Origin of the sequence: Brevibacillus sp. BC25, from assembly GCF_000282075.1 — a bacterium.
GTDB lineage: Bacteria > Bacillota > Bacilli > Brevibacillales > Brevibacillaceae > Brevibacillus.
The window spans coordinates 53710-77943 of sequence record NZ_AKIX01000038.1; the positions used below are offsets into that span (position 1 = coordinate 53710).

Genomic DNA, 24234 nt, shown 5'->3' on the forward strand with positions numbered 1-24234 from the left:
TAATATTGAAGACATTTTAAGTAAAATTAATTATGTTTTATTCAAACATCAAATTCTATTAAAGGAAATAAATTCAGCATACTTAATCATGATGAAGTATGCCTCGTACATAAAAAATTATGCGGCAAATAAACAACCCCTCCAGCCAGAAGGCGAAGGGGTTCACTATGATTAAATATGGGCTCGTCGATACTCGTTCGGTGCTACACCGACGATTGCTCGAAAATCTCGAATGAAGTGAGAGTGATCGTAGTAGCCTAGAGAAGTAGACAGGTCCAGCCAATCTTGGACCGTTCCCTGGTCAATCTGCTCTGCCGCCTCATGCAGTCTGTATCGTTGGATGACCGACTTTGGGCTAACGCCTACGTACCGATCAAATAAACGCTGCATCGTCCGCAAGTTCATTCCGGTCAACTGTACAGCATCCTCGACCTTGAGTACGGCTCGATCTGCTTGGATCATCCTGACGATTTCACTGATGCGCGTTACATTCGGGTCAGGCTTCGGCAAATGTTCGACTAGAAAGGCTTCTACCGTTTTCACCATTTGCTGATCATCTGGCAGGCTCAGCACTTCTTTTTCAAGCTGCTCGGTTGCAACTCCAAATACGGCTTCCAGACTCGTAGAACTGCCACTCAGCTTTGATACCGGGGCATTCAGAAACGGATAAAAACCTCCGGGCCTGAATTTTACACCGAAAACGTGACCTTGTCCCTCTAATAGATGCGAGGAAGTCGTACGTGCTACACCAAAAATGCCCGTTGCTCCTTTTTCAAACACCAGATTCACATTAGGATGAGCCAATACGGTTTGCGAGTGAGGAAGTTCTGTACGCAAATCCCACCTGACGACCCAGTAGTGCTGCACGAAGTAGCTAATTTCGGCAGATGGCTCGTATCTCTCCAGTGAAAATTTCTTCTGTCCAATCATGGCATGCAGTACACCCTTTGGGAGCTTGGCAGTCTGATTTTCCAAGGTGCGCCTCCTGTCGTGTTTTTACAATACACACTACCGAATTCTTCTTATAGTAAGAGTAGTAGTTGGGAGACTTGATTACAATTCCCAAATGAAAAAATCAGGGGGTAAAACGATGGATCTTCGCTTCGATTTCTACATTAATGCTACGCCAGAGCAGGTCTGGCATGTCCTTACTTCCGATGAAGGCGTAAAGAGTACTTTCTTTGGCTGTACGATCCGCTCGACTTTTCAAGTAGGCGATGAGATGGCTTACGTTGGTCCGGGAAAAGCTGGTGACGACACGGTGCATGTATACGGGAAAATCTTGCAGTTCGAACCTCATCACATTTTCAGTTTCACTGAACATCCTGGTCCTGCCTATTACGAAAATCATGCGGAATTGCAGACTCGCGTCACCATTACCTTAGAACCGGTTGGCGGCTGCACCAAGCTGACACTGATCCATGATCAATGGACAGAAGACCACCCCTCCCACGTAAGTGCCAGCAACAATTGGCCGATGATGCTCTCGTCGATCAAGACGTATGCGGAGACAGGCAAGACACTTGATTTTGGCTACTAATACAAAAGAATCCCGAGACCAGCAATTTCGTTGGCCTCGGGATTTTTGTTATATTCGTTACTCCGTCATTTCTGCCCACTTCAGATCGATAAATCCGAGTCCATCCACTTGAACACCTTTCACTTTGTCACTTTGCACCCAGACATCCACATCCGTGAACATTGGGATCAAAGGCATGGCATCCATGAAGATTTGCTCAGCCTCGCCAAACAGCTGCTTGCGCTTCTCTGGGTCAGTTTCTACCGATGCCTGCTTCAGCAGCTCCTGATAGCGCGGATCTTCCCAGCCCGTGTCGTTGTTGCCTGTTTTACCATCTCGGAACATTTCCAGGTAGTTCATTGGATCATTAAAGTCTGCATTCCAGCCGATACGGCCTATTTCGTAATTGAGTTCATGCATATCCTGCAAGTGAACAGTGGCCTCCTTAACCATGAGTTTTACTTCAATGCCAAGCTTTTGTTTCCATTGGTCCTGAATTGCTTCAGCAATTTTCTTATGTCTGTCGCTTGGATTGTAAGACAAAGTGATCGGTGGCAGCTTTGTTACGTTAAGCTCCTTCATGCCTTCTTCCAACAGCTTTTTGGCTGTTTCTACATCATTATCCTTGAAGTAACCATCTTTATTGATAATCATGGATTGCGGCAGCATCCCCATCGTTGGCACCTGGCCGACTTGTGTGATGTTATCTACGATGGTTTGACGATCTAGCGAGTATGCCAAGGCTTTACGAATTTTCACATTGCTGAGCGGCCCTTTTGTCGTGTTCAACTTGTACCAGTACATCGTCGCTTTTGGATGCACCACGAGCTTGCCTGTTTCTTTCAATGTCGGAATAGCATCGGTCGGAAGCCCACCGAGTGGCTGACCTGCCCAATCCAGCTCTCCGTTCTCGAACATGGACAGGGCTGTATTATCGTCCTCGATCATCGTAAACTCAATGTGATCGAGCTTCACTACGTCTTTATCCCAGTAGTGGTCGTTCTTTTCAAGCACGATCTTGCTCTTGTGCTCCCACGCTTTCATCTTAAATGGACCGTTGCTTACGTGCGTTGCCGCTTCGTTTGCCCATTTCGGATTGGCTTCCACTACTTTTTGATTAACCGGGTAGTATGTGTAGAAAGACGTCAGCTCCAGGAAGTAAGGCGTAGGATTCTCCAGCGTGACTTCCAGTGTTTTGTCATCGAGAGCCTTTGCACCGAGTTCGTCGGGCTTTACCTTGCCTTCGTGAATCAGCTTCGCATTTTTAATATAGTACAACTGATATGCATACTCAGCCCCAAAAGTCTTGCCGAGTGCACGCTTCCATGCATACACGAAGTCATGGGCAGTTACTGGATCGCCATTGCTCCATTTCGAGTCGCGGAGCGTGAACGTATACACCAGTTTGTCATCTGAGAGCTTTATATCGGATGCTACTGAATTCACTGGCTTTGCGTTAGCATCGAAGCGAGTCAAGCCATCAAAAGTAGCACGAACAACCGCTCCCGAAGTGGCATCCTTCGCAAGACCAGGGTCCGCTGTCGATGGCTCGCTCGTAATGTTCGCCCGAAATAGCTGCGGCTTTGCATTTGCAGGCTTTTCAGCGGGTGCTGCGGTTCCCTCAGCTGGAGGGGCTGTCGTTGATGGCTGACTCGTGGAGCATCCAGCTAACACGCTTCCGGCGACCAGCATCGCGCCAAGAAACAACTTGAGATTTCTTTTCATCTGAAAATTCCCCCTTATTTATATTTTCACATTTCAAACACAATATACTCAACCGGAATTGGGTTGAAAACGGAGTTGTTATAGATTTAATTAAATTTTATGAAAATTCATTATATTATAAACAAAAGTAAAGCCCAACCAGCTTTTCGGCCAGTTGGGCTTTTGTTGATCGATCAATTATTTCTACTTTAGAACGCTGGAATAATCGCGCCTTTGTATTCATCTTCAATGAACTTTTTCACTTCAGGTGAGTTCAGTGCTTTTGCCAGCTTTTGAATCGCTTCGGAATCCTTGTTGTCAGGACGAGCTACCAAGAAGTTTGCGTATGGAGTATCTTTATCTTCAATAAACAGGGCGTCTTTGGTTGGAACAAGCTTTGCTTCCAGCGCATAGTTGGTGTTGATCAATGCCAAATCTACTTCTTCCAGAACGCGTGGCAGCATTGCTGCTTCTACTTCTTTGAATTTCAGGTTTTTCTTGTTCTCAACAACGTCTTTCACTGTACCGCTGATGCCAGCGCCTTCTTTCAGCTTGATCACGCCATTTTTCTCCAAGAGTGCGAGTGCACGACCGCTGTTTGTTGGATCGTTTGGCAGTGCGACTGTTGCGCCATCAGCTAATTCATCTACAGATTTTACTTTTTTGCTGTAAGCGCCGAATGGCTCGATATGAACAGCCACTACTGGCTCCAGGTTCATGTTTTGTCCTTTATTGAAGTCTTCCAGGTAAGGCTTGTGCTGGAAGAAGTTTGCGTCGAGTTGTTTCTCGTTCACTTGAACGTTAGGTTGTACATAATCGGTGAACTCTTTAATTTCCAGGTTCACGCCTTGTTCTTTCAGTTTTGGTTGAACGAATTTCAAGATTGCTGCGTGTGGAACGGGAGAAGCGCCTACCTTCAATGTTACTTCCTGTTGTCCGCCTTGTGCGCCGCCTTCAGCTGGAGCAGGTGCTGTTTCGGTTTTGCCTCCGCAAGCTGCCAAAGAAAATGCCAATACAGTAGAAAGTACAGATACGACTAGCTTTTTCATGAATGATTTCCCCCTTGCATGTATTTGTCTTATTCTTTGATAACTTATATGGAAAAATCCTACTTACGGCTGAACTTAAGAACCAGACGGTCCCCCAGCGATTGTAAGATCTGTACCATCACCAGCAAAATAACAACAGTCACAATCATGACATCGGTTTGGAAGCGTTGGTATCCGTATCGGATCGCCAAGTCACCCAAACCACCACCGCCAATTACCCCAGACATTGCGGTGTAGGAGACCAGCGTAACCGTCGTGATCGTAATACCCGCGATCAGGCCAGATCTAGACTCTGGCAAAAGGACATTCCAGACGATCTGCCAATTGGAAGCCCCCATAGATTGTGCAGCCTCAATCACGCCTTTATCAATCTCACGCAGAGAGGTTTCCACCAAACGCGCGAAAAACGGAGCGGCACCAAATACGAGCGGCGGAATGGCACCAAGTACGCCGAGTGAAGTTCCTACGATCATTTTCGTCACAGGAATCAGCAAGATCATCAAAATGATAAACGGTACCGAACGTAATACGTTGACAACGAATGATGCGATCGTATAAAAAGTGCGGTTTTGCAGAAGCTGTCCGCGTGAAGTCAAAAACAGAATGATTCCCAACGGCAAACCAATCAGGACGGTAAACAGGGTGGAAAAGCCGAGCATCGTGAGCGTGTCCATCGTACCTACGCCGATTTCAGCCCAATCCACATTCTCGAATGTCCAGTCCATTTATATCACCTCTACTTCCAAGCCACGTTGGCGCAGCGTCTCAATGGTCTTTTGATTCTGTGCAACATCGCCTTCCAGCTCAATCACCAACTGACCATACGGCGTATCCTTCATGCGAGAGATCGTTCCCTGTAAAATGCTGAACACCGTGCCGGTCTCTTGCATCGTTTGGAACAGGATCGGCTGGTACGTTTTTTCTCCGAGGAAGGTGACACGAGCAATGGTACGGATCCCCGAAGCCTTTTCGTGCTCAACTGCTTCGCGCAGTTCTGTAGAATCCGCCACTTGTTCCACGAATTCTTGTGTCGTTGGATGCTTCGGACGAAGGAATACGTCCAGTACGTTACCCGACTCGACGATCTTTCCTCCATCAATCACGCCGACACGATCACAAATGGAGCGAATGACGTGCATCTCGTGGGTAATCAGCACAATGGTCAAGCCCAGCTTGCGGTTGATATCCAAAAGCAGTGCCAGAATGGAGTTCGTCGTCTGCGGATCGAGAGCCGATGTAGCTTCGTCACAGAGCAGCACTTTTGGATCATTCGCGAGCGCCCGGGCGATTCCGACACGCTGCTTCTGTCCGCCAGACAGCTGAGACGGATATTTGTCCTTATGTGCCTCCAAGCCAACCAGCTTCAGCAGCTCGTTTACTTTCTTATCAATCTCTGCCTTCGGACGCTTGGCCAGCTTGAGTGGAAAAGCGACATTTTCGCCGACTGTCGAAGAAGACAGCAAGTTGAAGTGCTGAAAAATCATGCCGATTGAGCGGCGCTTTTCTTGCAGCTTCCCTTCAGCCAGCTTTGTCAAATCGACACCGTCCACAATAACTTCCCCTGAAGTTGGGCGCTCCAGCAAATTGATGCACCGGATCAACGTACTTTTCCCTGCACCAGAGTGTCCGATAATCCCGTATATTTCTCCTTGCTCTATGGAAAGGTCGATCCCCGTTAATGCTGGGATGGTTTTACCTTGTACTTGATAGCTTTTATGCAAATGACGCAGTTGGATCAACGCATCCACCTCCCGACCACAATCTAAATAAAATCAGAAAACCCCTTTTTCAATAAACGAAAAAGGGGCTGCAACGCAATGTATACGTTCGCATCCACCCTTCTCATCTATACAAGATCAATACAACCTTGTAGGAATTGGCACCGCGACGTTCATTCGAAAATGAACCGGCTGCCGGGCTTCATAGGGCCTGTCCCTCCGCCTCTCTTGATAAGAAAGATATCTACGTATATTATGTTCGTTTTTTCTATTTCTTGATGATACAAAACGGATTATATCCTTTTTGAAAATATAACGTCAATAGTAATAGCAGGAAAAGTTTTTTAATCCATGACGCCGTTGCGGATGATGGTTGATTTTACATGAAAGCGAAACCTTGCTTCCTTGAAGACTTTTCTCAACTCGGCCTGCGTCATGTTTACCATTCCTCTTCTATTTGCACGATACACCATCCCGAATCCAGCGGGATCGACATCGAAGCCCTGCAATTTACTGACAACTTTCTGCAATTCTTTTTCGATCTCTTTTTCCAGTGCATTCTCCATGATTTTCATCAGCTTTGCATTCTCTAGCTTCAGCGGAAGGGTTAATTCCAAAATCCGCGCATGGAATCGGATATGAATATCAAATACCGGGGGGGACACTTGGGTCAGGTCAATTTTAGATGTGCTGGAAATGGTGTCAAAGACAAGCTGCACGCGGTCTTTTTTACTTCCGTGGCTCTTTGGCTCCTCACCAAAAATATGAGCAGGAACAGAAGTATCGTAGCTGCCAATGCTGAATTTCCCATGCATGAGCTTGATTAAAAAGGCTTCCTTTGGTGTGATCCACCCTACATAACGATCCCCTCGAAATAATGCGATACCCTTGATTTGCAGCTCATTTCCCTTTCTTGCAATGTACGGCATGATCGGGTCGATTCCTTTGTCATAATAAGCTCGAAAAAACTCATGCATGGTGGAAGAAGGAATTTTTTCCCCTTCAATATTTTGCTCAATCATACGGTATAAATAGATTCCGATATTTCCTTCTTCCGAGTAGGGATACGTTAACATATCATATGTTTCGCCTTCAAATAGGCAAAGATAAACCCTGCTGGAAATAGAGGAATCCCGATACAACGTGTCAACGATACTGCCAAGTCCACGTTTTGCCAAGTTTTCACTGTAGAGTGTGACACGAATTTGCCCACCCAATACTTTTTTATCTGATTGTAAATTAATCCGATCCCGAATACCTTTGCTGGTTTCACCGGTAGCTGAGAAAAGCTGTATCTTTTCTTTCGCCTCTGGATTAATGGAGGGCATGATCGCTGTCCCACGAATATTTCCATCCTTTAACAGATCATAGCCGACAGCCGTGGCAAGTCCTGTCTCATCAAAAATTTGCCGATCTGTACAGCCTGCTAAGATGAGGAAACCTGAACACCACACCGCAAGAAGCCGATTGGATAATCGCATCCAATGTTTTCGATCAGACAGCATCAGGCACTCTCTCCTTTGCTGGTTGGTTTCGCCCGTTGCTTTCGCTGTTTCAGCAAGACCATGAAGTACAAAAAATAGGGGTACACGTAAATCATGTACACGGTTATTTGCGAGAATATATTCGTCATCCTGCTCATCTCCTGCCTGGATAGCAGCGACAAGGAAGCTACATAAATCACGGGCATAATCCAATACAACGAATGACGCAGGTTGAATCCGAACAAGCGCTTGAGCCCCCGGGCAGAAGACCACAAATACAACATGATATTCGGTAAGATCACGAGAAGCCACAACGAAATGACAACCAGCTCAAACCTTTCCAAAATAGGGAGGTACACCATCTTTTGCATATTGAGTGTCGCCCAGATCGTTCTCATGAGCTGACCCTGACTAAAAAAGACCAGCGCCACAATCATGACAAACAAATAAATCAGATACGTCACTAGCACTCCCAACTGCACACTTTTATGTACTCTATCTTTATTTTGTACATAAGGATAGACAACGTAGAGAATCTCAAAGCCGGCACTGGTCAGAGACATGGCGATCATTCCATTGAAAAGGTCCTCTAGGCTAGTGTCCATGATGGGAAGCAAATATTCCCAACGCGCAAATTGCAAGGGAAAATATAAATCAAGTATCAGCCATATCGTGACCATAATAGAAAAAAACGAATAGCCTGCTATGACTCTTATCCCCCCTACGACTGTGTAAAACGCTAGAAAAAGGATGATGCCAGACAGAATCCACGTAGGCAAATTCGGAAAGACCCATGTTTGGACAACTTCGATGTAGGTACGTAAAATGACTCCAGCCGACACAAAAAAATAGGTCAAATAAATGATGCTAATGCCTGTTCCCAGCCACTTTCCGAACACATCTTCCTGAATTCCGTAAATATCGGCTGAGGGGTATCTTTGCAAGGTCTTGTTAATGGTCATCACCGTAAGATGAGTAAACAAGGCTGCGAGTATGACAGATATCCAAGCATCGTGCCCCGCTTCCTTGGCAATGATTCGTTGGAAGCCCAGAATGCCCATCCCAACCTGCGTGCCATGTACAAGAACCCCTGCAAGATATGCCGATATGGTATTGCCCTTACTTACATCGATGTTGATCTTCATAGCCGCCTCGCTTACTCATCAATGTCTTTCTTCTCTTTGGCTCTATCCCTGTCAAAGCGCGATATTCGTTTTGGGTTAAAAAACTTGAGGCGTTCCGAAAGGGAGGATAAGGGAGCGCGTATAAATCCGTCCTTCCAATCTGAAAATCGCACGGGGTAAATCGGGTACATATACGGACGCCCTAAGCTGGTCTGGCGAAGCAAGTGACTGGCTAAATAACTAAATCCGACCACAATGCCTAATGCACCCAGCACACCCGCCAGAAAAATCATTGGAAAACGAACCACCCGGATCGTAGAACCGATCATATAGCTAGGCGCGATAAAGGATGACAAAGCCCCGAGGGCAACGATAATAATTAAAATATTGCTGGTAAATCCAGCCTGAACGATAGCTTGTCCGATAACAATACCGCCCACGATACCAATCGTCTGACCGACCTTGGTCGGCAGCCTCGCTCCCGCTTCCCGCAAAAGCTCAATGATCAGCTCCATCAAGAGGGCCTCCCACAACGGCGGGAACGGTACCCGAGAGCGTGATTGCGCGAGCGAAAGCAAGAGGTCAGCTGGAATCATCTCATAATGATAGGTCAGGGCTGCCACATAGATCGGCGTCAGGATCAGGGACAAAATCATGGCAAAGATGCGCATGAGCCTGTTGAAGGTAGCAAGACTCCAACGCAAGTAATAGTCATCTGGCGACTGAAAAAATTGCAACAGGGTGGTAGGCCCGAGCAGAGCGAATGGGCTCCCCTCCACGAGTATGGCAATCTGTCCTTGGCGCAAACCGTGTATAGCACGGTCTGGACGCTCCGTTTGCTGAAGAGTAGGAAATAATGATTTCTCATTGTCCGCGATATGCTGAGCAAGTATGGTAGAATCCAGACTGGTGTCCAATTCCAGATCATTAATCCGTTGACGTACCGTATTCACATTTTCCTCATCGGCCGTCCCACTCAAATACAGCATCGATACATTCATCGGTATCGTTTTCCCCACGTTCAATCGTTCATGGAACAATCTTGGGGTAGACATATATTTGCGGACGATGCAGATGTTCACATTCAGTTCTTCTACAAAAGCGATCTGTGGGCCGAGTACAACTGTTTCGATTTCGGGCGCTTGAATGCTTCTGCCAACTGTGCCATCACTAGGGAACGCCAAGCCGTAGGACGAGTCCTCCACTTGAATGACAATATGACCGCTGAGTAAACGTTCAATGGCTTCCCCTTCATCGAAAACTCGGTTGCTGCTTGACGCCCCTACGTGCTGAGCTATCACTTCAATCCCGCTTTCTTCCAAACAAATCTCGCGCAGCTTCGGGATGAGCTCACTGTAAACAACCTTGGCATCCGCCATGGTCGATAAATAGAAAAGTCGCACGCGGCCTTCAGGCTCATCTATGTGTTCAGTGACCAAGTCGCTTGTATGTGTAAACCAATTGCGTGCACTCTCCCGATTCATCGACATTGTCACCTCAGCACTTAGAAAATCATGGTTAGTCTTTCCTAAAAAACACAAAAAAAACAGCACGCTTAGTTTTGCGTGCTGCTTTTCTTTTCTCCCACGGGTTGATCTGCTGCTTCTGTAGGAGGTGCGATTTTTTCTTGGATAAAAGACTGAACCTGATCGACATCTGGAACCAGAACGGAGCCTGCGCGGTGCGATTCACGGAACATCCCCATTGGCGGCAATTGATAGTTACCTGGCTCTAAGGTATTCAATTTTAATCCGAGTGCAGACAGCTTCAGCATGTCCACCGAACTAATATTGGTTTGAACATACGGTGTTACTTCCTTCAAAATCGTAGGAAGCTGCATCAGCGTCGTACCATTCTTCATCTGATCCACGACTGCCGTCATTAATTTCCGCTGACGCTCCGTCCGCGTATAATCAGAGGTCGCATCATGGCGGAAACGAACATATTGCAAGGCTTTGTCTCCATCCAGCTTTTGCAGTCCTTTTTTCAAATTAATATCGTAAGCGCCTTTGTCAGTCGGGTCATGATAATACATGTTTTTTTCGACATCGATCTCGACTCCGCCCACTGCATCGATCAGAGCCTTGAAGCCTTCAAAGTCAGTAATCACGTAACGATCTACTGGAAGTCCAGTGAACTGACTAACCGTTTCCATTGCCAGCTCAGGTCCACCTTCTACAATCGCAGAGTTGATCCGCGAGCTACCTCTACCGGGAATATCTACATACGTATCACGCAGGATTGAAAACATGTCATAACGTTTCCCCGTAGGATCGATGCTGACCAGCATCATGGAGTCAGAACGAGGAAGCCCATTATTTTTCATTCCTCTGCGGTCTACTCCCATCAGCAGGATATTGACACGTTCCTTGCCATCCCACTCTGGTATTTCTGCTGCTTTGGTGGCATTCCCACCACTAGGCGGTGCGATGTTAGGCTCTTGAATATTTTGAGCAAATTGATAAAAAGAGTATCCGTAATATCCAGCTGTCGCAGCCATCACGACAAGCAAAAGAAGCAACACTCGTTTCCATATTTTCATAAAGTCCACCTTTATTCTCTCTATCCTCAGTTGATGTCATCTCTCCACTTTGATTAGTATACTCGAATTTGCGGAAAGTGGAGCAGCCTTTATTTGGGTACCTGTGACATTATATACATTTTAATTTACAAAGTTTAGAATATTCGTTATACTATTCTTATCCTTAATGATAAGGGGTGCATTCGCGTGATTTCACCGTCATCTTTCCTCAATCGCTATCCACGTGAGGCCATTTTCTTCCTCATCGCCAGCTTTATTAACTCCTCCGGGAGCGCTTTTATGTGGCCACTTACTACCTTATACGTACATACCATTTTGCAACGCTCGATGACAGAAGCTGGATTCGTCCTGATGATCCAATCTCTGGCTGGAATCTTCGGCCAATTCATCGGCGGATCGTTGTTTCATCGACTAGGTGCCAAGCGTCTCATTGTCGGTGCATTGATTTTTCAAGGACTTATTCAATTCTCCATTCCTTTCGTTCAGAGCTGGCCTGTCTACCTGCTTCTCATGATGGGACTTGGCTTTACGTTCAACCTGTCGTTCCCAGCTATTCAAGCATTTATTGGTTTCCGCTGGAAGGAACAGCGTCGCGAATTATTTAACATCGTCTACGTCGGTAATAATTTGGGGATGGCAATCGGAACTGCATTGGCAGGCGTCATTGCCACTTTATCCTTCCAGCTTACTTTTTGGTTCAACAGCACGAGCACCTTATTGTTTGCCTTGTTCTTCTTCCTTTTTATGAAGAACATATCCCATCAGGAGCTGGTCGGAGAGCAACAGGAGGAACAGCAAAAAGACCGCGAGAAAAACTTTACCCTGCTATTGCGCTACCAATTGTACTTGTTTATGGCATTAGGCGCAGCACTTATTTTCTTTTCCAATACGGTGTGGAACACAGGCGTTGCACCTTACATTACCGAACAAGGTATGCCTCTGTCTTCGTATAGCTGGCTGTGGACCATCAACGGGATTATCATTTTTGCCGGCCAACCCATCACATCCTGGATCAAGCGGCTATTGAATCAGAGCTTGTCTGCTCAACTCGTCGTCAGTGCCATCGCGTATGCTGTCGGTTTTGGGTGTATGCTGGCCTACCACGGTAGTTATTACGCATTTGTTGTCGGAATGGTTATCACTACATTTGGAGAAATGCTAATCTCGCCCACTATTCCTACTTTTATATCGGAAAAAACCGGAGAAAATGCACCGTTTTATTTGGGGGTCGTAGGGGCGATTACAACTGGTGGGAGACTGCTTGGGCCTTTGGCTATGGGGTTCATGTACGACAATGGTGGCATTCATCCAACCCTGTTCTTGGCAACGCTTGTCTCTGCGGGTTCAGTTCTGCTCTGTCTGTTACATGCCTATTTTCATCGGGAAAAACGAACTGAGGTTGAAGCTAAATACTGATATCAACTACAAAGAAGCCGCCCGCCTTTTTACAGGACGAGCGGCTTTTTGGTTAAAAAATTTTATGTAAGTTTAAAAGTCGAGCGAAACAGTGGAGGTTTGTATTACCTGAGAGTTATTTGCGGCAGCCGGGTAGCCTAAATAGCAATCCAGAAGAAATCACTGTAGACGGTCATATGCTATCATAGGTATGTCTTTCGTAACTATCACAACTGGGAAATAAAGGAGAGAATGAGAGAAAGAGAGGGTAAACATAATTGATGGAAGCAAATGATCATGTAGCGCCAAATCCACATTGGAAAAAGAACATTATTCTCTTTCTAAGCAGTCAGGCGATTTCGCTTTTTGGATCATCTTTAGTTCAATATGCGATGATGTGGTATATCACGCTGAATACGCAATCCGGTATCATGATGACGTTATATATCATTTGCGGCTTCATCCCCACTTTTCTTTTATCCCCCATTGCTGGAGTTTGGGCAGACCGCTACAATCGCAAACTGTTGATCATCTATGCGGATGCTATGATTGCCTTTGCAACGCTTATACTCGCAGTCGTCTTTCTAATGGGATACAATGCGACCTGGCTTCTCTTTCTCATGGCTGCTATTCGTGCAGTCGGAGCCGGTATTCAAACCCCGGCTGTCGGAGCTATTTTGCCGCAAATCGTACCAAGCGACCAACTGACGAGAATTAATGGCATAAACGGAAGCTTGCAGGCTGTTATTATGTTTGTATCCCCTATGGTGAGCGCTGCATTACTTACTATGTCTACCATTGAAATGATTTTCTTTATCGATGTCATTACCGCAATGCTTGCCATTGGTACGTTGCTCATTTTCCTAAAGATTCCTTTACACGAGAAGGCATCGGAAATACAAAAAACGAGCTACTTCAGTGATTTTAAAGAAGGATTAGTTTACATTAAAAATAATGATTTTCTGAAGAAATTCTTTTTATTCTTCGCCTTCTTCTTTATCTTGATGGCGCCTGCTGCATTTTTGACCCCACTACAGGTAACTCGCAGCTTCGGCGACGAGGTTTGGCGGTTAACGGCAATCGAAATTGCTTTTTCAGTCGGAATGATGGCTGGCGGAGGAATTATCGCCTCTTGGGGAGGCTTTACAAACAGAGTGCACACCATGACATTCGCGAGCTTAATCATGGGTGCCTGCACATTAGCCCTCGGTATCATTCCGAACTTTTGGATTTATCTAGTCTTCATGGCGCTATTTGGCGTAGCTATGCCCATTTTCAATACCCCGACAATGGTCTTGGTTCAAGAGAAAGTGGATGAAAACTATTTGGGAAGAATATTTGGTGTGTTCGGTATGATTTCCACTTCGATGATGCCAATGGGTATGCTTATTTTTGGACCGATTGCAGACGTTGTTAAAATTGAGTGGCTTCTGGTTGCAACGGGGCTATTCATTTTAATACTGGCTATGTTGTTAGGGAAAAATAAGGTATTAATACAAGCTGGAAAGCCTACATTGAATGAGTCTCCATGAATAAAGTCTCCCATCGACGGGGGATTTTTTCATACCAAAAAAGCTGCCGAGGGATTCTCGGCAGCGTGGTAAAACAATGGCAACGATATTCAGTTATTTCTCACTGGTGGGCAGGTAAGCGACTTCCCGTTGTCTTGCGGACCAAGTCCCATGATGTACGGTACCGCCACACGGCTCCACTCTACCGGATTCGGTGCCGTGTCCACATCTTCTGGTGAGCATGATTGGAGCATGGAAGTATCGATACTGCCTCCTGGATCAAGCGCCACTGCTGCCATTCCCTCAGGTAGTTCGGCTGCCAATGATTGCGTCAATCCTTCGATGGCGAACTTCGATGCGCAGTACGGCGATAAAAATGCTTCCCCGTATCTTCCCCAGTATGAGCTGATATTTACGACGACTCCGCCATTTGCGTGCTGAACCATAAACGGTAAAAAGGCGCGAATTACATAGAAAACACCATTCACATTGATGTCCATCACTCTCGAAAACTCGCTTGCCGCAAGCCCAATGACTGGGCTGTTCCGGTTTATAATGGAGGCATTGTTAATCAACAAATCGGGAACGCCCACCTTGGCTTTGATTTCCTCTGCCCACTTTTCCACCTGCTCCATTACCGAAACGTCGACGACAGAAAAATGATGCTGATCTCCGAATTGCTGACGCAGTCCTTGCACCTCTTTTTCCGAACGACCGCAGCCTGCAACCGTCCAGCCTGCTTCGTGAAAACGCTCGACCATCGCCCTACCCAAACCACGTGTCACACCTGTAATCACTACCAGCTTGTTCATTTTCTCTCCTCCTCTATTATTATACTTATTAAACATTTTAGTATAATAACAAAAAGGAATCAATCCCAATAAATTTGAGTTTGGGCTGTAGTGTTGGGGAGGAAACAGGAGAAAACGCTCAGCTTCTAGGGCCACCCCCTGGGGGATTGACTGCACGACTCCATGCAAAAAGCGAAACCGCGTCCAAAGTGGTCCTTTCAGGATGTGTTTCAGAGGTGGACGCTTAAGGGCGTGTTTCGCTTTTTGTATGGAGTCTCGGTCGGTGTCCCTAAGATCTTCGCTGTTTTCTCCTGTTTCCTCTACGAGCTTTCCCTGTTTAAACCGGCTTTTAAAGATTTAAAAGAATGAAGAAATGTCCTCAGTAACGACAGAGAAGAATATTTCCCGGCGTAGCGGCTACCACTTTTGCGTTTCCCCGCGAATCCCTTCGGAGCGGACAGTCTTAACCCTCAGATGGACGGAGCCTGGAGCCTAGACTGGAAATATTCTTCTCTTCACTACAGCCCCATTTCAAACGATTACTAACACCAAGTCTGTAAAAAAAGACGCCCGGTTACCGAGCGCCTCGTGATGTTGCATACTTCTTATTTGTAAGTGTCGTAAGCGTTGGTCAACAGGCCAGCGATTGTCGCCAGTTCGTTGTTCTCGATCTGATGACGCTCGACCATAGTCATGATTTTGCCATCTTTCATGATCGCGAAGGATGGGGAAGACGGTGCATAGCCTTCGAAATACTCACGTGCTTTTGCAGTCGCTTCCTTGTCTTGACCTGCGAATACAGTGAAGATGTTATCCGGCTTTGTAGCGTGATTCAAGGAATGTACAACTGCTGGACGAGCGAGTCCTGCTGCGCAGCCACAAACCGAGTTCACAACAACAAGTGTCAGGCCTTTTGCATTTGGCAGTGCTTGCTCTACTTCTTCAGCAGTGCGAAGCTCTTGAAAACCGTTGCGAGTCAACTCATCGCGCATCGGTTGAATTACTTGGCTCATATATGCTTCATAAGACATCATTGGGCAACCTCTCCTTTATATCACGTGTTCAACTTACTTATTATTATACCCCGACTACGCCTACCCGAGAAAGCAGGAGCTACACTTCCATCAAAATGGTAAGAATCATTGGATTACGGCCTGTCTTTTCGTAAATGAACGGCTTGATCACTTCATTAATCTGTGACTTCAGCTCAGACCATTCCTTGATTTTCTTATCCAATGCTTCCTGCAAACGCCCACGAACGAGCTGTGTCGCTTCCTGAATCAAGGATTCCGAACCGCGTACGTATACGAACCCGCGGCTCACGATATCTGGGCCCGTCAAAATTTTGAAGTTCTTCATATCCAGGCTGACAACTACAACCATCAAGCCATCCTCTGCCAAATGCTTGCGATCGCGCAGAACGATATTGCCGACGTCGCCAATACCACTGCCATCAATGAGGACAATCCCTGCTTGTACTTTGCTGAGCCACGCTTTTTCGCGGTTGCAATTCAGTACTTCGCCGTTGTCCATAATAAAGATGTTGCTCTCCTCGATCCCAACCTGTTGGGCCAGCTTGGAGTGAGTCTTGAGCATCCGGTATTCCCCGTGAATCGGGATGAAATATTTTGGACGAATGAAGTTGAGCATGAGCTTTAATTCTTCACTGCTGCCATGTCCAGATGCGTGGATGTCAAATGCATGACTCAATACCACGTTGGCACCTGCACGGTACAGCTTGTCTATCGTGCGACTGACGTTGATTGTGTTCCCAGGAATCGGGGATGCGGAAATGATAACCGTATCTTCTGGATAAATGGAAACAGTACGGTGCGATCCGGAAGCAATCCGGGTCAACGCTGCCATCGGCTCACCTTGACTACCCGTGCAAATAATAAGCACTTGGTTGTCCGCGTAGTTGTCGATGTGCTTAATATCAATCAACATGCCCTCTGGCATTTGGATGTAACCCAGCTCTTGTCCAATCAAGAAAACCTTTTCCATACTGCGACCAATAACCGCCACTTTGCGATTGCATTGCTCGGCAGCGTCTACCACCTGTTGCAGGCGATGCACGTTGGAAGCAAAGGTAGCCAGGATGATGCGTCCACGCGCTTTGCGTACCACATCGAGAATCCCTTCCCCTACCGTTCTCTCCGACATCGTAAATCCAGGACGCTCACTGTTCGTACTGTCGGACAAAAGCGCCAAGACGTCTCCACTCGCACCAATGCGTGCAATTTTTCCGTACTCCGTTGTTTGTCCGACTGGTGTCATGTCAAACTTGAAGTCACCCGTGTGAATGACCATTCCCTCAGGTGTATAGAGCACAACTCCCAGGGAATCCGGAATACTGTGGTTCGTACGGAAGAATGTCGCCTTCAGCTTGGCAAAAGGAATTTCCGTATCTTCCGAAATTGGAATCAGCTTCACTTCGTTTTGCAAACGGTGCTCTTCCAGCTTCGCCTTGACCAAGCCCAGGGTCAGACGACCACCGTAAATCGGCACCTTGATTTGCCGTAAAATATAAGGAATCGCTCCGATGTGATCCTCATGTCCGTGCGTCAACAAAAGTGCTTTTATCTTATGCTGGTTGTCCTTCAGATAAGAAATATCTGGGATAACCAGATCAATACCAAACATTTCATTCTCGGGGAACTTTACCCCGCAGTCAATAATGATGATTTCGTCCTCATACTCGACGCAGTACATATTTTTTCCGATCTCGCCGAGGCCGCCCATCGCGAAAATCTTAACGTCGCTCAATCTCTTTCCTCCTAACATCGTCGTGCATGATTATGGGAATCCGAACCAAGCATGCCATTCTTATTATATCACAACGTAAGACGTTCGTTTCACACAGTCTTGTCTATTCCACACATTCATCTTCGGTCAATAATCGAATACTGATACTTCAAATCAGTAACTCTTTCATCGGTAACGACACTGGCTCTCGCCCAAAAGTCGTGCTTTGCATAGGAATCGCCCGTCCATACCTCCGTAATTTCTCCTGAAGAGAGCTTTAGTGGTACGGCTTCGACTTCTTTTAATACGGCGCCACTTTTGTTTTGCAATCGCAGTTTCAAATCAATCTCCAACGGCTGATCCGATTGATTCCGTATCAGGATCAGACTTGAATACGGATACCCGGCACAATTTTTGGTACAGTCTTGTTTGCTGTATACGATGGCGAGATCAATAGGCTTCTCATTATCCATCTTCGCCGCTTTCCATTGGTCTTTTGCTTTTTGTACGACGGTGACGTACTCCGCTTTTTTCAAAAAAGGCCCCATGCCTAAAAAGGCAGCAGCAAAAAAGCTAAACAAGCCAAAGGCTGTGCATAGAAAAACGAGGTTCATTTTCCAAAACTGTTTTCTCATCATGATCAAAAAGACAATATACATGAGGATACAAACAAACACCAACAGGATACAAAAGTATAAAAATACCTCCAAGTCTGACTCCGTGGGTAACACCGGAATGCCATACTTCATTTGCCAATGTACATTCGCAGCGAAGCAGCCTCCGTAAATCAATACGGCAGAAGCAATCGTGAGCCCCCATTTTTTCCAGAAAGGAGGCTTTTGAAAAATGGCCGCAAGAACCCCCACCAAAATAGGAAGGCCAAATAAGGGAATGAGCAAGTAATGCATCGAAAACCTCCCGCACTTCATTGTCATTATTTTCTACGAATGATATGCCGAAAAGTCTTCAAAATACATGGCAAACCATTTCGAAAAGGAGAGGGATAAGTAAGTGCAAGCCGCTCGTCGCCTATTTCGTTATCGGAATATGATGCCCCTTCTCTCCACTGTACTTTTCCTGTTCCTCTTTCAGCCGTTCCCTACCTATGCCCAGCCTCCCTATGCAAAATGGGGCAGGCTCGCGATGCAGGAAACGATGAAGCGATATCCAAACGCTCAAATTGTGGACTACCTACATGTCGGACGAAAACAAAAAACGCCCACCACGTCGGAAGAGACGTTTAAGCTCTTGCTTCAAGAAGGCAATCGCAGGTGGGCGTTACTCGTTTATATTGAATTCGTGAATCAGACAGAAGAAGTCGTAAACATCTCCTATGAGGAGACTCACTAGTCAGCGAGCTGTTCCATCTCTTTCATCATGATTTCCATGTCCATGTCAGCTGCCATCCCGTACGCGCGGCGCATGTTTCCATCTCCATCCACAAGGAACATGCGAGCCGTATGGGCATAAGAACCATCTGGCTGCTTCATGACCATCAGACCAAAATCCTTCGTCACTTTCTCTACAGCCTGAGCGTCCCCGCGCAGGAACTTCCAGCCGCTCTGATCTGCCTTGAACTTGGCTGCGTACTCCTGCAAGACTTCCGGCGTATCGTTATCAGGGTCAAAGGAAATGGAGATAAACTCTACTTTGTCTCCGAACAGTCCCTTTTCCTTCAACTGATCTTGCAGCTTGGCCATGTTGTACGTAGTCGCTGGACAAATATCCGGACACTTGGTAAACATAAACTCCACCAGTCGTACTTTGCCAGCACTTTCATTAAATGTATAGGTTGTTCCGGCACTGTTGTCCAAGGTGAAATCCGCGATGGGCTTCAACACTTCGATCTTCTCTTCTGTCATATACTTATAACCAAATACTCCGACGATAGCCAAAAGGATAATGCCAGCTAACACAGGAAACCAATGTTTTTTCATCGCAGATTCATGCTGCAATTGTGTTCCTTCACTCACGGGTTGCTTCCTCCCTGCTTGTCCCATGCGAGATGCCTCCTGATTACACACGGGAGGCATTCACACTGTTTCTATCACTTCTTACTGTTCCACTTCACCTGGCCATGCGAGCATGCCGCCAACCATATTCGCCACGTCATACCCTTGTGCACTCAAATACTCTGTAGCTGTATTGCTTCTGGCACCACTACGGCAAACCATCACAATCGGAATGTTCTTATCCAGTTCATCGATACGGTGCGGCAAAAAGCCGAGTGGGATCAGCTTTGCCTCTTTGATATGACCTGCATTCCACTCATCGACTTCACGAACATCAATGACTTGCAGCTCCTCTTTGGCTTCCAGCTTTTCCAACAGCTCTTGTGGTGTCATTTCCTTTACTCCATGGCTCATCGCTATTTATCCTCCTATATGTACGATCAGATCAGTTGTAACCACCTCCATGATATCATACGCTTTTTTACTTTTCTAACGCGAAGAGCACTTGGCTTCACCATACATCCATGCTCCCTATTTTCTACCATTATCTCCTATTTCGCTGCGACAGTAGCCACACGGGATGTGAACAGCTTGAGGCAAAAGCGTTACAAATTAATGGCATGAGTGAACACCTTCCATCTATATATACATAAAAACCTCCCTGATAACTTACTATTATGCGTTGACAGCGAGGGGATATTTTCATACAATTACGACAACAACTTTTCTCATCAAGAGCGGTGGAGGGACAGGCCCTACGAAACCCGGCAACCAGCAGACTAGCTGCATGGTGCCAATTCCTGCAGAATCCAGTGATTCTGAGAGATGAACACAAGCCCGTGCATGATCGGAGCCTTCTTCTTCTCAGGAGAATGCTCCGTTTTTTATTAGCCGATTTCCCATAGTAAAAGGAGAGATGGACATGTCCGATCAACAACAATGGAAGCCAGAAACACTTGCGGTACACGGTGGACAGGAGGTTGACCCTGTAACAGGCTCACGTGCTGTTCCGATCTATCAGACGACCTCCTACGTTTTCCGTGATACGGAGCATGCAGCCAACCTGTTTGGCTTAAAAGAGTTTGGGAACATCTATACGCGCATCATGAATCCGACGCAGGATGTATTTGAAAAGCGTGTTGCCCTGCTCGAAGGTGGTGTTGGTGCACTCGCGACCGCATCCGGGCAAGCTGCCATTACATTCGCCATCTTAAATATTGCGCATGCAGGAGACGAGATCGTCGCTTCCAGCAGCCTCTACGGCGGTACCTACAACCTGTTCGCCCACACTCTTCCCCGCCTCGGTATCAAGGTTCATTTTGCTGATCAATCCAATCCGGAAAATTTCCGTACCTATATCAATGAAAAGACAAAAGCCGTGTTCTGCGAGACGATCGGCAATCCGCGCATTGATATCGCTGATATCGAGGCGATCGCCAATATTGCCCACGAAAATGGCGTGCCTTTGATCGTGGACAACACCTTCGCGACCCCGATTTTGTGCCGTCCTTTTGAGCACGGGGCCGATATTGTCGTGCACTCCACCACCAAATTCATCGGCGGCCACGGAACAGCAATTGGCGGTATCATCGTAGACTCTGGAAAATTCGACTGGAGTAACGGAAAATTCCCAGGTCTGACTACACCAGATCCAAGCTACCATGGCGTCGTCTATACAGAGGCAGTCGGTCCACTCGCTTATATTATCAAAGCGCGCGTCCAGCTCCAGCGCGATATCGGAGCGGCTGTTGCCCCAATCAACTCCTTCTTGTTCCTACAAGGATTAGAAACACTGCATCTGCGCATCGAGCGGCATAGCCAAAACGCCTTGGCAGTAGCCAAATTCCTCGCCAACCACTCTGCCGTAGAGTGGGTGAGTTATCCGGGGCTGGAGTCAGACTCCCAGCATGAATTGGCACAAAAATATTTGCCAAAAGGTACTGGCGCGATCCTGACCTTTGGAATTCGCGGTGGCGTTGAGGCAGGAAAAACATTGATCGAGTCAGTGAAGCTGTTCTCCCATCTCGCAAATGTCGGGGACTCCAAGTCACTCATCATTCATCCAGCTAGCACAACACATCAGCAGATGACAGAAGAAGAGCAGGCAGCAGCCGGAGTGACTCCGGGACTTATTCGCCTCTCCGTCGGCACAGAATCGATCGACGATATCCTCTCTGATCTGGAGCAAGCCCTGCAGCGTGCGTTGCAATTATCCACGGTCGGTTAACCATACCTATACAAGGAAAGAAGAATCACGTGATCTCTTTGGATAGAGGTTTGTGATTCTTCTTTTTACTTTTTTATTTTTGTTCGAAAAACATTGAATTTCAAATTCGATATTTTTATAATATTATCATTCAAGAAAATTTTAGGAGAGTGGATATACGTGAAAGTTTTGAACATCGGAAGTGAACGGACAACGTATCGCGTGGAGATCTCGTATTCTCCTTTATTCGAAGCTGCCTTGGGAATCGCTGCCGCTACCTACGATCAATTGCATCACACGATGGAACACCCTCCTGCCTACTGGCGTCAACTGTTGGACGAGCTGTCACCCTCTGTACGGCAAGAGGTCGACTATGCGAAGGAGCACAACACGTGGAAGACGCTTTTGCAACTGCTCGATCTTTGCCCTTTCGCTGATCTGGATTCCTTTCTCTCGTATGTCAGAGAACTCTCAACAGAACAGCTCCGATACGAGGCCCTCCCTTATCTAGGTGAAAATATGCAGGAAGCACGGCGGAAGGCTGCACAAGGAAACAAGGATGATTGCTCTTCTTTGCAGGAAGCGTGCCGCGCGCACCTCTTTTTTGAATCGTATATCGAACATATTACTTCCGTTGATGCAGAAGAGCTGCGGAGTCATATTCTCCGATTGATGGAAGGCTGGTACACCACTCATATCAAGCCGCATGAGGAAGAAATCGTTCGCATGCTAGAACGGGATTGGTCGCAAAAGCAAAGCAAGCTAGGAAAGCTCAACCCGGAAGCCTTGGTGGAGTATGCAACGGGATCGAGCTACCTCCCAGAGCCTGCCGTGACACGCGTACTGCTGATTCCACAAGCGATCTATCGCCCGTGGACCGTACAGGCCGATGCTGTCGGGACGAAAATTTTTTATTACCCTGTTGCCGACGAAAATTTGCACGATGCTGTAGATCCTAATCAACCACCTCCTTCACTGGTACAAGCCTTAAAAGCACTCGGTGATGAGCACAGGCTGCGCATGGTCAAAATGCTGGCGGAAAAGGATCTGAGCCTGCAAGAGATAACAGATCAACTCTCCATGGCGAAATCGACAGTGCACCATCATCTGTCCATGCTGCGGTCTGCCCATCTCGTTGAAACAGCAGGCTCCCGTTACAGACTCCGCCGCCATACGCTGGACAAGCTCCCCCTGATGTGGGATGAATTCCTGGACAGGAGCACCCCATGAACCAAACCGCGGTACAAGCCTCTGTCTGGCAGCAGCGCTCTTATCGTTGGATTCTTTTCGGTCAGCTCATTTCAGAACTCGGCTCCTCACTTGGTACCCTGGCCAATAGCTGGCTAATCTATCAGGCAACAGGCTCACAAGGTGCGGTCGGACAGATGTGGCTGCTGTATTTCTTGCCGTCGCTCGCTATTCAGTTGGTAGCCGGACCGTACATCGACCGGTTCGACAAGAAGCGTGTCATGATTTTTTCTCAATGGATGCGAGCTGCTGCGTTTTGTTTGTCCTTTGCGGTCATTACTTCCGGGACAGAATCGCTCTGGCCGTTGTATTTCACTGCCTTGATCAACGGTCTCGTTCAACCGCTGTATGTACCAGCAAGCCAATCGCTCCTCCCTGCTCTGGTCAAAAGAGAGCAGCTCCTCCAAGCCAATGCCTATTTGGATAGTGTCCTGCGAATTGCCTTGATTACAGGACCTCCTTTGGGCGGGATTCTCGTGGCGAGTATCGGCGGTGAGTCCGTACTCGCATTAGTCGCGATCAGCTATGCACTCAGCGGATTCTTTCTGGTTCTTTGTCCATTCGCCCCAGTGGATACCGCCAACAAGAAGCAATCGTGGTTTGTCATGTTTAAAGCTGGTCTTGTGATTTTTTGGGAGAAACCCCTTCTGCTCTGGCTTGGCCTGTACTCGGCTCTCGTCCAATTTGCTGTCGGCGTCACACTCGTACTAAACCTGCCTTTTGTAGCTGGCGAGCTGCAAGGCACCTCGTTTCATGTAGGCTTGTTTTTAGCTGGTTATCCTTTGGGATATTTCTTCGGCTCCTTGCTCATGCCTCGCTTCCGCAGCAGCCTTGGACAGCCCCTGATCATGTTGGGATCACTGGTATTAGGTGGCTTAAGCTTTGTTGCAATAGGCTTTACCCATGACCTCTGGCTCGCCATCACCATCGAACTACTGGCTGGTCTGTTTGCTCCCTTTTTCCAAGTACATAGCACAAGCCTGTATCAGCTACACGTTCCTTCCGAGCTAATGGGGCGTGTACTGTCTGTCCGCCTACTCATCGTGCGTGCGACGATGCCCGTCGGTATTTGGCTTGGCGGACAGCTGAGCGATCAGGTTGGGATTCGCCCGCTTTACATCTCTGTAGGTGCCGTCATCGTGCTCGCAGCGCTTACGGGAATACTATTTCGAAAATTTGTAACTAACAGGATATTCCATATATAATAAAAACCGTATGACTGCTAAATTTTGAATGTAAAAAGGAG

22 protein-coding genes and 2 riboswitches are annotated in these 24234 nt (G+C 46.9%); of the genes, 7 read left to right on the forward strand and 15 right to left on the reverse strand.

Annotated features, from left to right (window positions below; all coding sequences use genetic code 11):
• Positions 1-171: 171 nt before the first annotated feature.
• Entirely contained in the window at positions 172-975 is an 804-nt protein-coding gene (locus tag PMI05_RS10880; RefSeq protein ID WP_007721143.1) for a helix-turn-helix domain-containing protein, read from the reverse strand.
• Positions 976-1090: 115 nt separating this feature from the next.
• Between PMI05_RS10880 and PMI05_RS10885 the strand changes: the two genes are divergently transcribed.
• On the forward strand, positions 1091-1540 hold the full coding sequence (locus PMI05_RS10885; protein ID WP_007721146.1) for an SRPBCC family protein: 450 nt from the start codon (positions 1091-1093) through the stop codon (positions 1538-1540).
• 57 nt (positions 1541-1597) lie between these two features.
• Here PMI05_RS10885 and PMI05_RS10890 read toward each other — a convergent pair whose 3' ends face one another.
• The 8 genes from PMI05_RS10890 to PMI05_RS10925 all read right to left on the reverse strand — a co-directional run bounded on the left by PMI05_RS10890 (position 1598) and on the right by PMI05_RS10925 (position 11140).
• Positions 1598-3244, reverse strand: a complete 1647-nt coding sequence (locus PMI05_RS10890) for a peptide ABC transporter substrate-binding protein (RefSeq protein ID WP_007721149.1) — start codon at positions 3242-3244, stop codon at positions 1598-1600.
• Between the two features lie 188 nt (positions 3245-3432).
• The gene (locus PMI05_RS10895) at positions 3433-4272 is read right to left on the reverse strand and encodes a MetQ/NlpA family ABC transporter substrate-binding protein (protein ID WP_007721150.1); all 840 of its coding nucleotides are present in this window, start codon (positions 4270-4272) and stop codon (positions 3433-3435) included.
• A gap of 59 nt (positions 4273-4331) precedes the next feature.
• The gene (locus tag PMI05_RS10900; protein ID WP_007721152.1) at positions 4332-4997 is read right to left on the reverse strand and encodes a methionine ABC transporter permease; all 666 of its coding nucleotides are present in this window, start codon (positions 4995-4997) and stop codon (positions 4332-4334) included.
• Positions 4998-6011 carry a methionine ABC transporter ATP-binding protein gene (locus PMI05_RS10905; RefSeq protein WP_007721154.1) on the reverse strand — a complete coding sequence of 338 codons (1014 nt, stop codon included), beginning with the start codon at positions 6009-6011 and terminating at the stop codon, positions 4998-5000. It abuts the gene before it with no gap.
• Between the two features lie 100 nt (positions 6012-6111).
• A riboswitch (SAM riboswitch) is annotated at positions 6112-6228 on the reverse strand.
• A gap of 106 nt (positions 6229-6334) precedes the next feature.
• Positions 6335-7495 (reverse strand): Ger(x)C family spore germination protein, encoded by a 1161-nt coding sequence (locus tag PMI05_RS10910; RefSeq protein ID WP_007721155.1) that lies wholly within the window; start codon positions 7493-7495, stop codon positions 6335-6337.
• Entirely contained in the window at positions 7495-8619 is a 1125-nt protein-coding gene (locus tag PMI05_RS10915; RefSeq protein WP_007721157.1) for a GerAB/ArcD/ProY family transporter, read from the reverse strand. The genes PMI05_RS10910 and PMI05_RS10915 overlap by 1 nt, the downstream gene beginning before the upstream one ends.
• Positions 8620-8630: 11 nt before the next feature.
• Positions 8631-10082, reverse strand: coding sequence for a spore germination protein (locus tag PMI05_RS10920; protein WP_039960595.1), 1452 nt, complete (start codon positions 10080-10082; stop codon positions 8631-8633).
• A 71-nt stretch (positions 10083-10153) separates the two neighbouring features.
• Positions 10154-11140, reverse strand: a complete 987-nt coding sequence (locus PMI05_RS10925) for an LCP family protein (RefSeq protein ID WP_007721160.1) — start codon at positions 11138-11140, stop codon at positions 10154-10156.
• Positions 11141-11326: 186 nt separating this feature from the next.
• Here PMI05_RS10925 and PMI05_RS10930 point away from each other — a divergent pair, with 186 nt between their 5' ends.
• Positions 11327-12556 carry an MFS transporter gene (locus PMI05_RS10930; protein ID WP_039960596.1) on the forward strand — a complete coding sequence of 410 codons (1230 nt, stop codon included), beginning with the start codon at positions 11327-11329 and terminating at the stop codon, positions 12554-12556.
• A 260-nt stretch (positions 12557-12816) separates the two neighbouring features.
• Positions 12817-14067: an MFS transporter gene (locus PMI05_RS10935; protein WP_039960598.1), complete on the forward strand. Its 1251-nt coding sequence runs from the start codon at positions 12817-12819 to the stop codon at positions 14065-14067.
• 89 nt (positions 14068-14156) lie between these two features.
• Here PMI05_RS10935 and PMI05_RS10940 read toward each other — a convergent pair whose 3' ends face one another.
• The 4 genes from PMI05_RS10940 to PMI05_RS10960 form a co-directional block, all read right to left on the reverse strand.
• A complete protein-coding gene (locus tag PMI05_RS10940) occupies positions 14157-14858 on the reverse strand; it encodes an SDR family oxidoreductase (RefSeq protein ID WP_007721163.1) in 702 nt (233 codons plus the stop codon).
• Between the two features lie 584 nt (positions 14859-15442).
• Entirely contained in the window at positions 15443-15871 is a 429-nt protein-coding gene (locus tag PMI05_RS10950; protein WP_007721164.1) for a BrxA/BrxB family bacilliredoxin, read from the reverse strand.
• A 79-nt stretch (positions 15872-15950) separates the two neighbouring features.
• A complete protein-coding gene (gene rnjA, locus PMI05_RS10955; RefSeq protein ID WP_039960600.1) occupies positions 15951-17621 on the reverse strand; it encodes a ribonuclease J1 in 1671 nt (556 codons plus the stop codon).
• Positions 17622-17719: 98 nt separating this feature from the next.
• A complete protein-coding gene (locus tag PMI05_RS10960; RefSeq protein WP_007721167.1) occupies positions 17720-18490 on the reverse strand; it encodes a hypothetical protein in 771 nt (256 codons plus the stop codon).
• A gap of 103 nt (positions 18491-18593) precedes the next feature.
• Between PMI05_RS10960 and PMI05_RS10965 the strand changes: the two genes are divergently transcribed.
• The gene (locus PMI05_RS10965) at positions 18594-18932 is read left to right on the forward strand and encodes a YqzG/YhdC family protein (RefSeq protein WP_007721170.1); all 339 of its coding nucleotides are present in this window, start codon (positions 18594-18596) and stop codon (positions 18930-18932) included.
• Here PMI05_RS10965 and PMI05_RS10970 read toward each other — a convergent pair.
• Together PMI05_RS10970 and PMI05_RS10975 are read right to left on the reverse strand one after the other, a co-directional pair.
• Positions 18929-19555, reverse strand: a complete 627-nt coding sequence (locus PMI05_RS10970; protein WP_238543282.1) for an SCO family protein — start codon at positions 19553-19555, stop codon at positions 18929-18931. The two genes, PMI05_RS10965 and PMI05_RS10970, sit on opposite strands and share 4 nt — an antisense overlap.
• A gap of 81 nt (positions 19556-19636) precedes the next feature.
• Positions 19637-19948, reverse strand: coding sequence for a rhodanese-like domain-containing protein (locus PMI05_RS10975; RefSeq protein WP_007721173.1), 312 nt, complete (start codon positions 19946-19948; stop codon positions 19637-19639).
• Positions 19949-20259: 311 nt separating this feature from the next.
• Positions 20260-20366: riboswitch (SAM riboswitch) on the forward strand.
• A gap of 90 nt (positions 20367-20456) precedes the next feature.
• Here PMI05_RS10975 and PMI05_RS10980 point away from each other — a divergent pair.
• From PMI05_RS10980 to PMI05_RS10990, 3 genes are all read left to right on the forward strand, one after another.
• Positions 20457-21761, forward strand: a complete 1305-nt coding sequence (locus tag PMI05_RS10980) for a homocysteine synthase (protein ID WP_007721175.1) — start codon at positions 20457-20459, stop codon at positions 21759-21761.
• Between the two features lie 159 nt (positions 21762-21920).
• On the forward strand, positions 21921-22970 hold the full coding sequence (locus PMI05_RS10985) for a helix-turn-helix transcriptional regulator (protein ID WP_007721177.1): 1050 nt from the start codon (positions 21921-21923) through the stop codon (positions 22968-22970).
• A complete protein-coding gene (locus PMI05_RS10990) occupies positions 22967-24193 on the forward strand; it encodes an MFS transporter (RefSeq protein ID WP_007721179.1) in 1227 nt (408 codons plus the stop codon). Before PMI05_RS10985 ends, PMI05_RS10990 begins: the two co-directional genes overlap by 4 nt.
• The last annotated feature ends 41 nt before the right edge of the window (positions 24194-24234 follow it).

Coding starts and splice junctions, on each gene's coding strand:
- PMI05_RS10885 (WP_007721146.1), top strand. CDS start 1,091: ATGGATCTTCGCTTCGATTTCTACATTAATGCTACGCCAGAGCAGGTC.
- PMI05_RS10890 (WP_007721149.1), bottom strand. CDS start 3,244: ATGAAAAGAAATCTCAAGTTGTTTCTTGGCGCGATGCTGGTCGCCGGA.
- PMI05_RS10895 (WP_007721150.1), bottom strand. CDS start 4,272: ATGAAAAAGCTAGTCGTATCTGTACTTTCTACTGTATTGGCATTTTCT.
- PMI05_RS10900 (WP_007721152.1), bottom strand. CDS start 4,997: ATGGACTGGACATTCGAGAATGTGGATTGGGCTGAAATCGGCGTAGGT.
- PMI05_RS10910 (WP_007721155.1), bottom strand. CDS start 7,495: ATGCTGTCTGATCGAAAACATTGGATGCGATTATCCAATCGGCTTCTT.
- PMI05_RS10915 (WP_007721157.1), bottom strand. CDS start 8,619: ATGAAGATCAACATCGATGTAAGTAAGGGCAATACCATATCGGCATAT.
- PMI05_RS10920 (WP_039960595.1), bottom strand. CDS start 10,082: ATGAATCGGGAGAGTGCACGCAATTGGTTTACACATACAAGCGACTTG.
- PMI05_RS10925 (WP_007721160.1), bottom strand. CDS start 11,140: ATGAAAATATGGAAACGAGTGTTGCTTCTTTTGCTTGTCGTGATGGCT.
- PMI05_RS10935 (WP_039960598.1), top strand. CDS start 12,817: ATGGAAGCAAATGATCATGTAGCGCCAAATCCACATTGGAAAAAGAAC.
- PMI05_RS10940 (WP_007721163.1), bottom strand. CDS start 14,858: ATGAACAAGCTGGTAGTGATTACAGGTGTGACACGTGGTTTGGGTAGG.
- PMI05_RS10950 (WP_007721164.1), bottom strand. CDS start 15,871: ATGATGTCTTATGAAGCATATATGAGCCAAGTAATTCAACCGATGCGC.
- rnjA (WP_039960600.1), bottom strand. CDS start 17,621: ATGTTAGGAGGAAAGAGATTGAGCGACGTTAAGATTTTCGCGATGGGC.
- PMI05_RS10960 (WP_007721167.1), bottom strand. CDS start 18,490: ATGCATTACTTGCTCATTCCCTTATTTGGCCTTCCTATTTTGGTGGGG.
- PMI05_RS10975 (WP_007721173.1), bottom strand. CDS start 19,948: ATGAGCCATGGAGTAAAGGAAATGACACCACAAGAGCTGTTGGAAAAG.
- PMI05_RS10980 (WP_007721175.1), top strand. CDS start 20,457: ATGTCCGATCAACAACAATGGAAGCCAGAAACACTTGCGGTACACGGT.
- PMI05_RS10990 (WP_007721179.1), top strand. CDS start 22,967: ATGAACCAAACCGCGGTACAAGCCTCTGTCTGGCAGCAGCGCTCTTAT.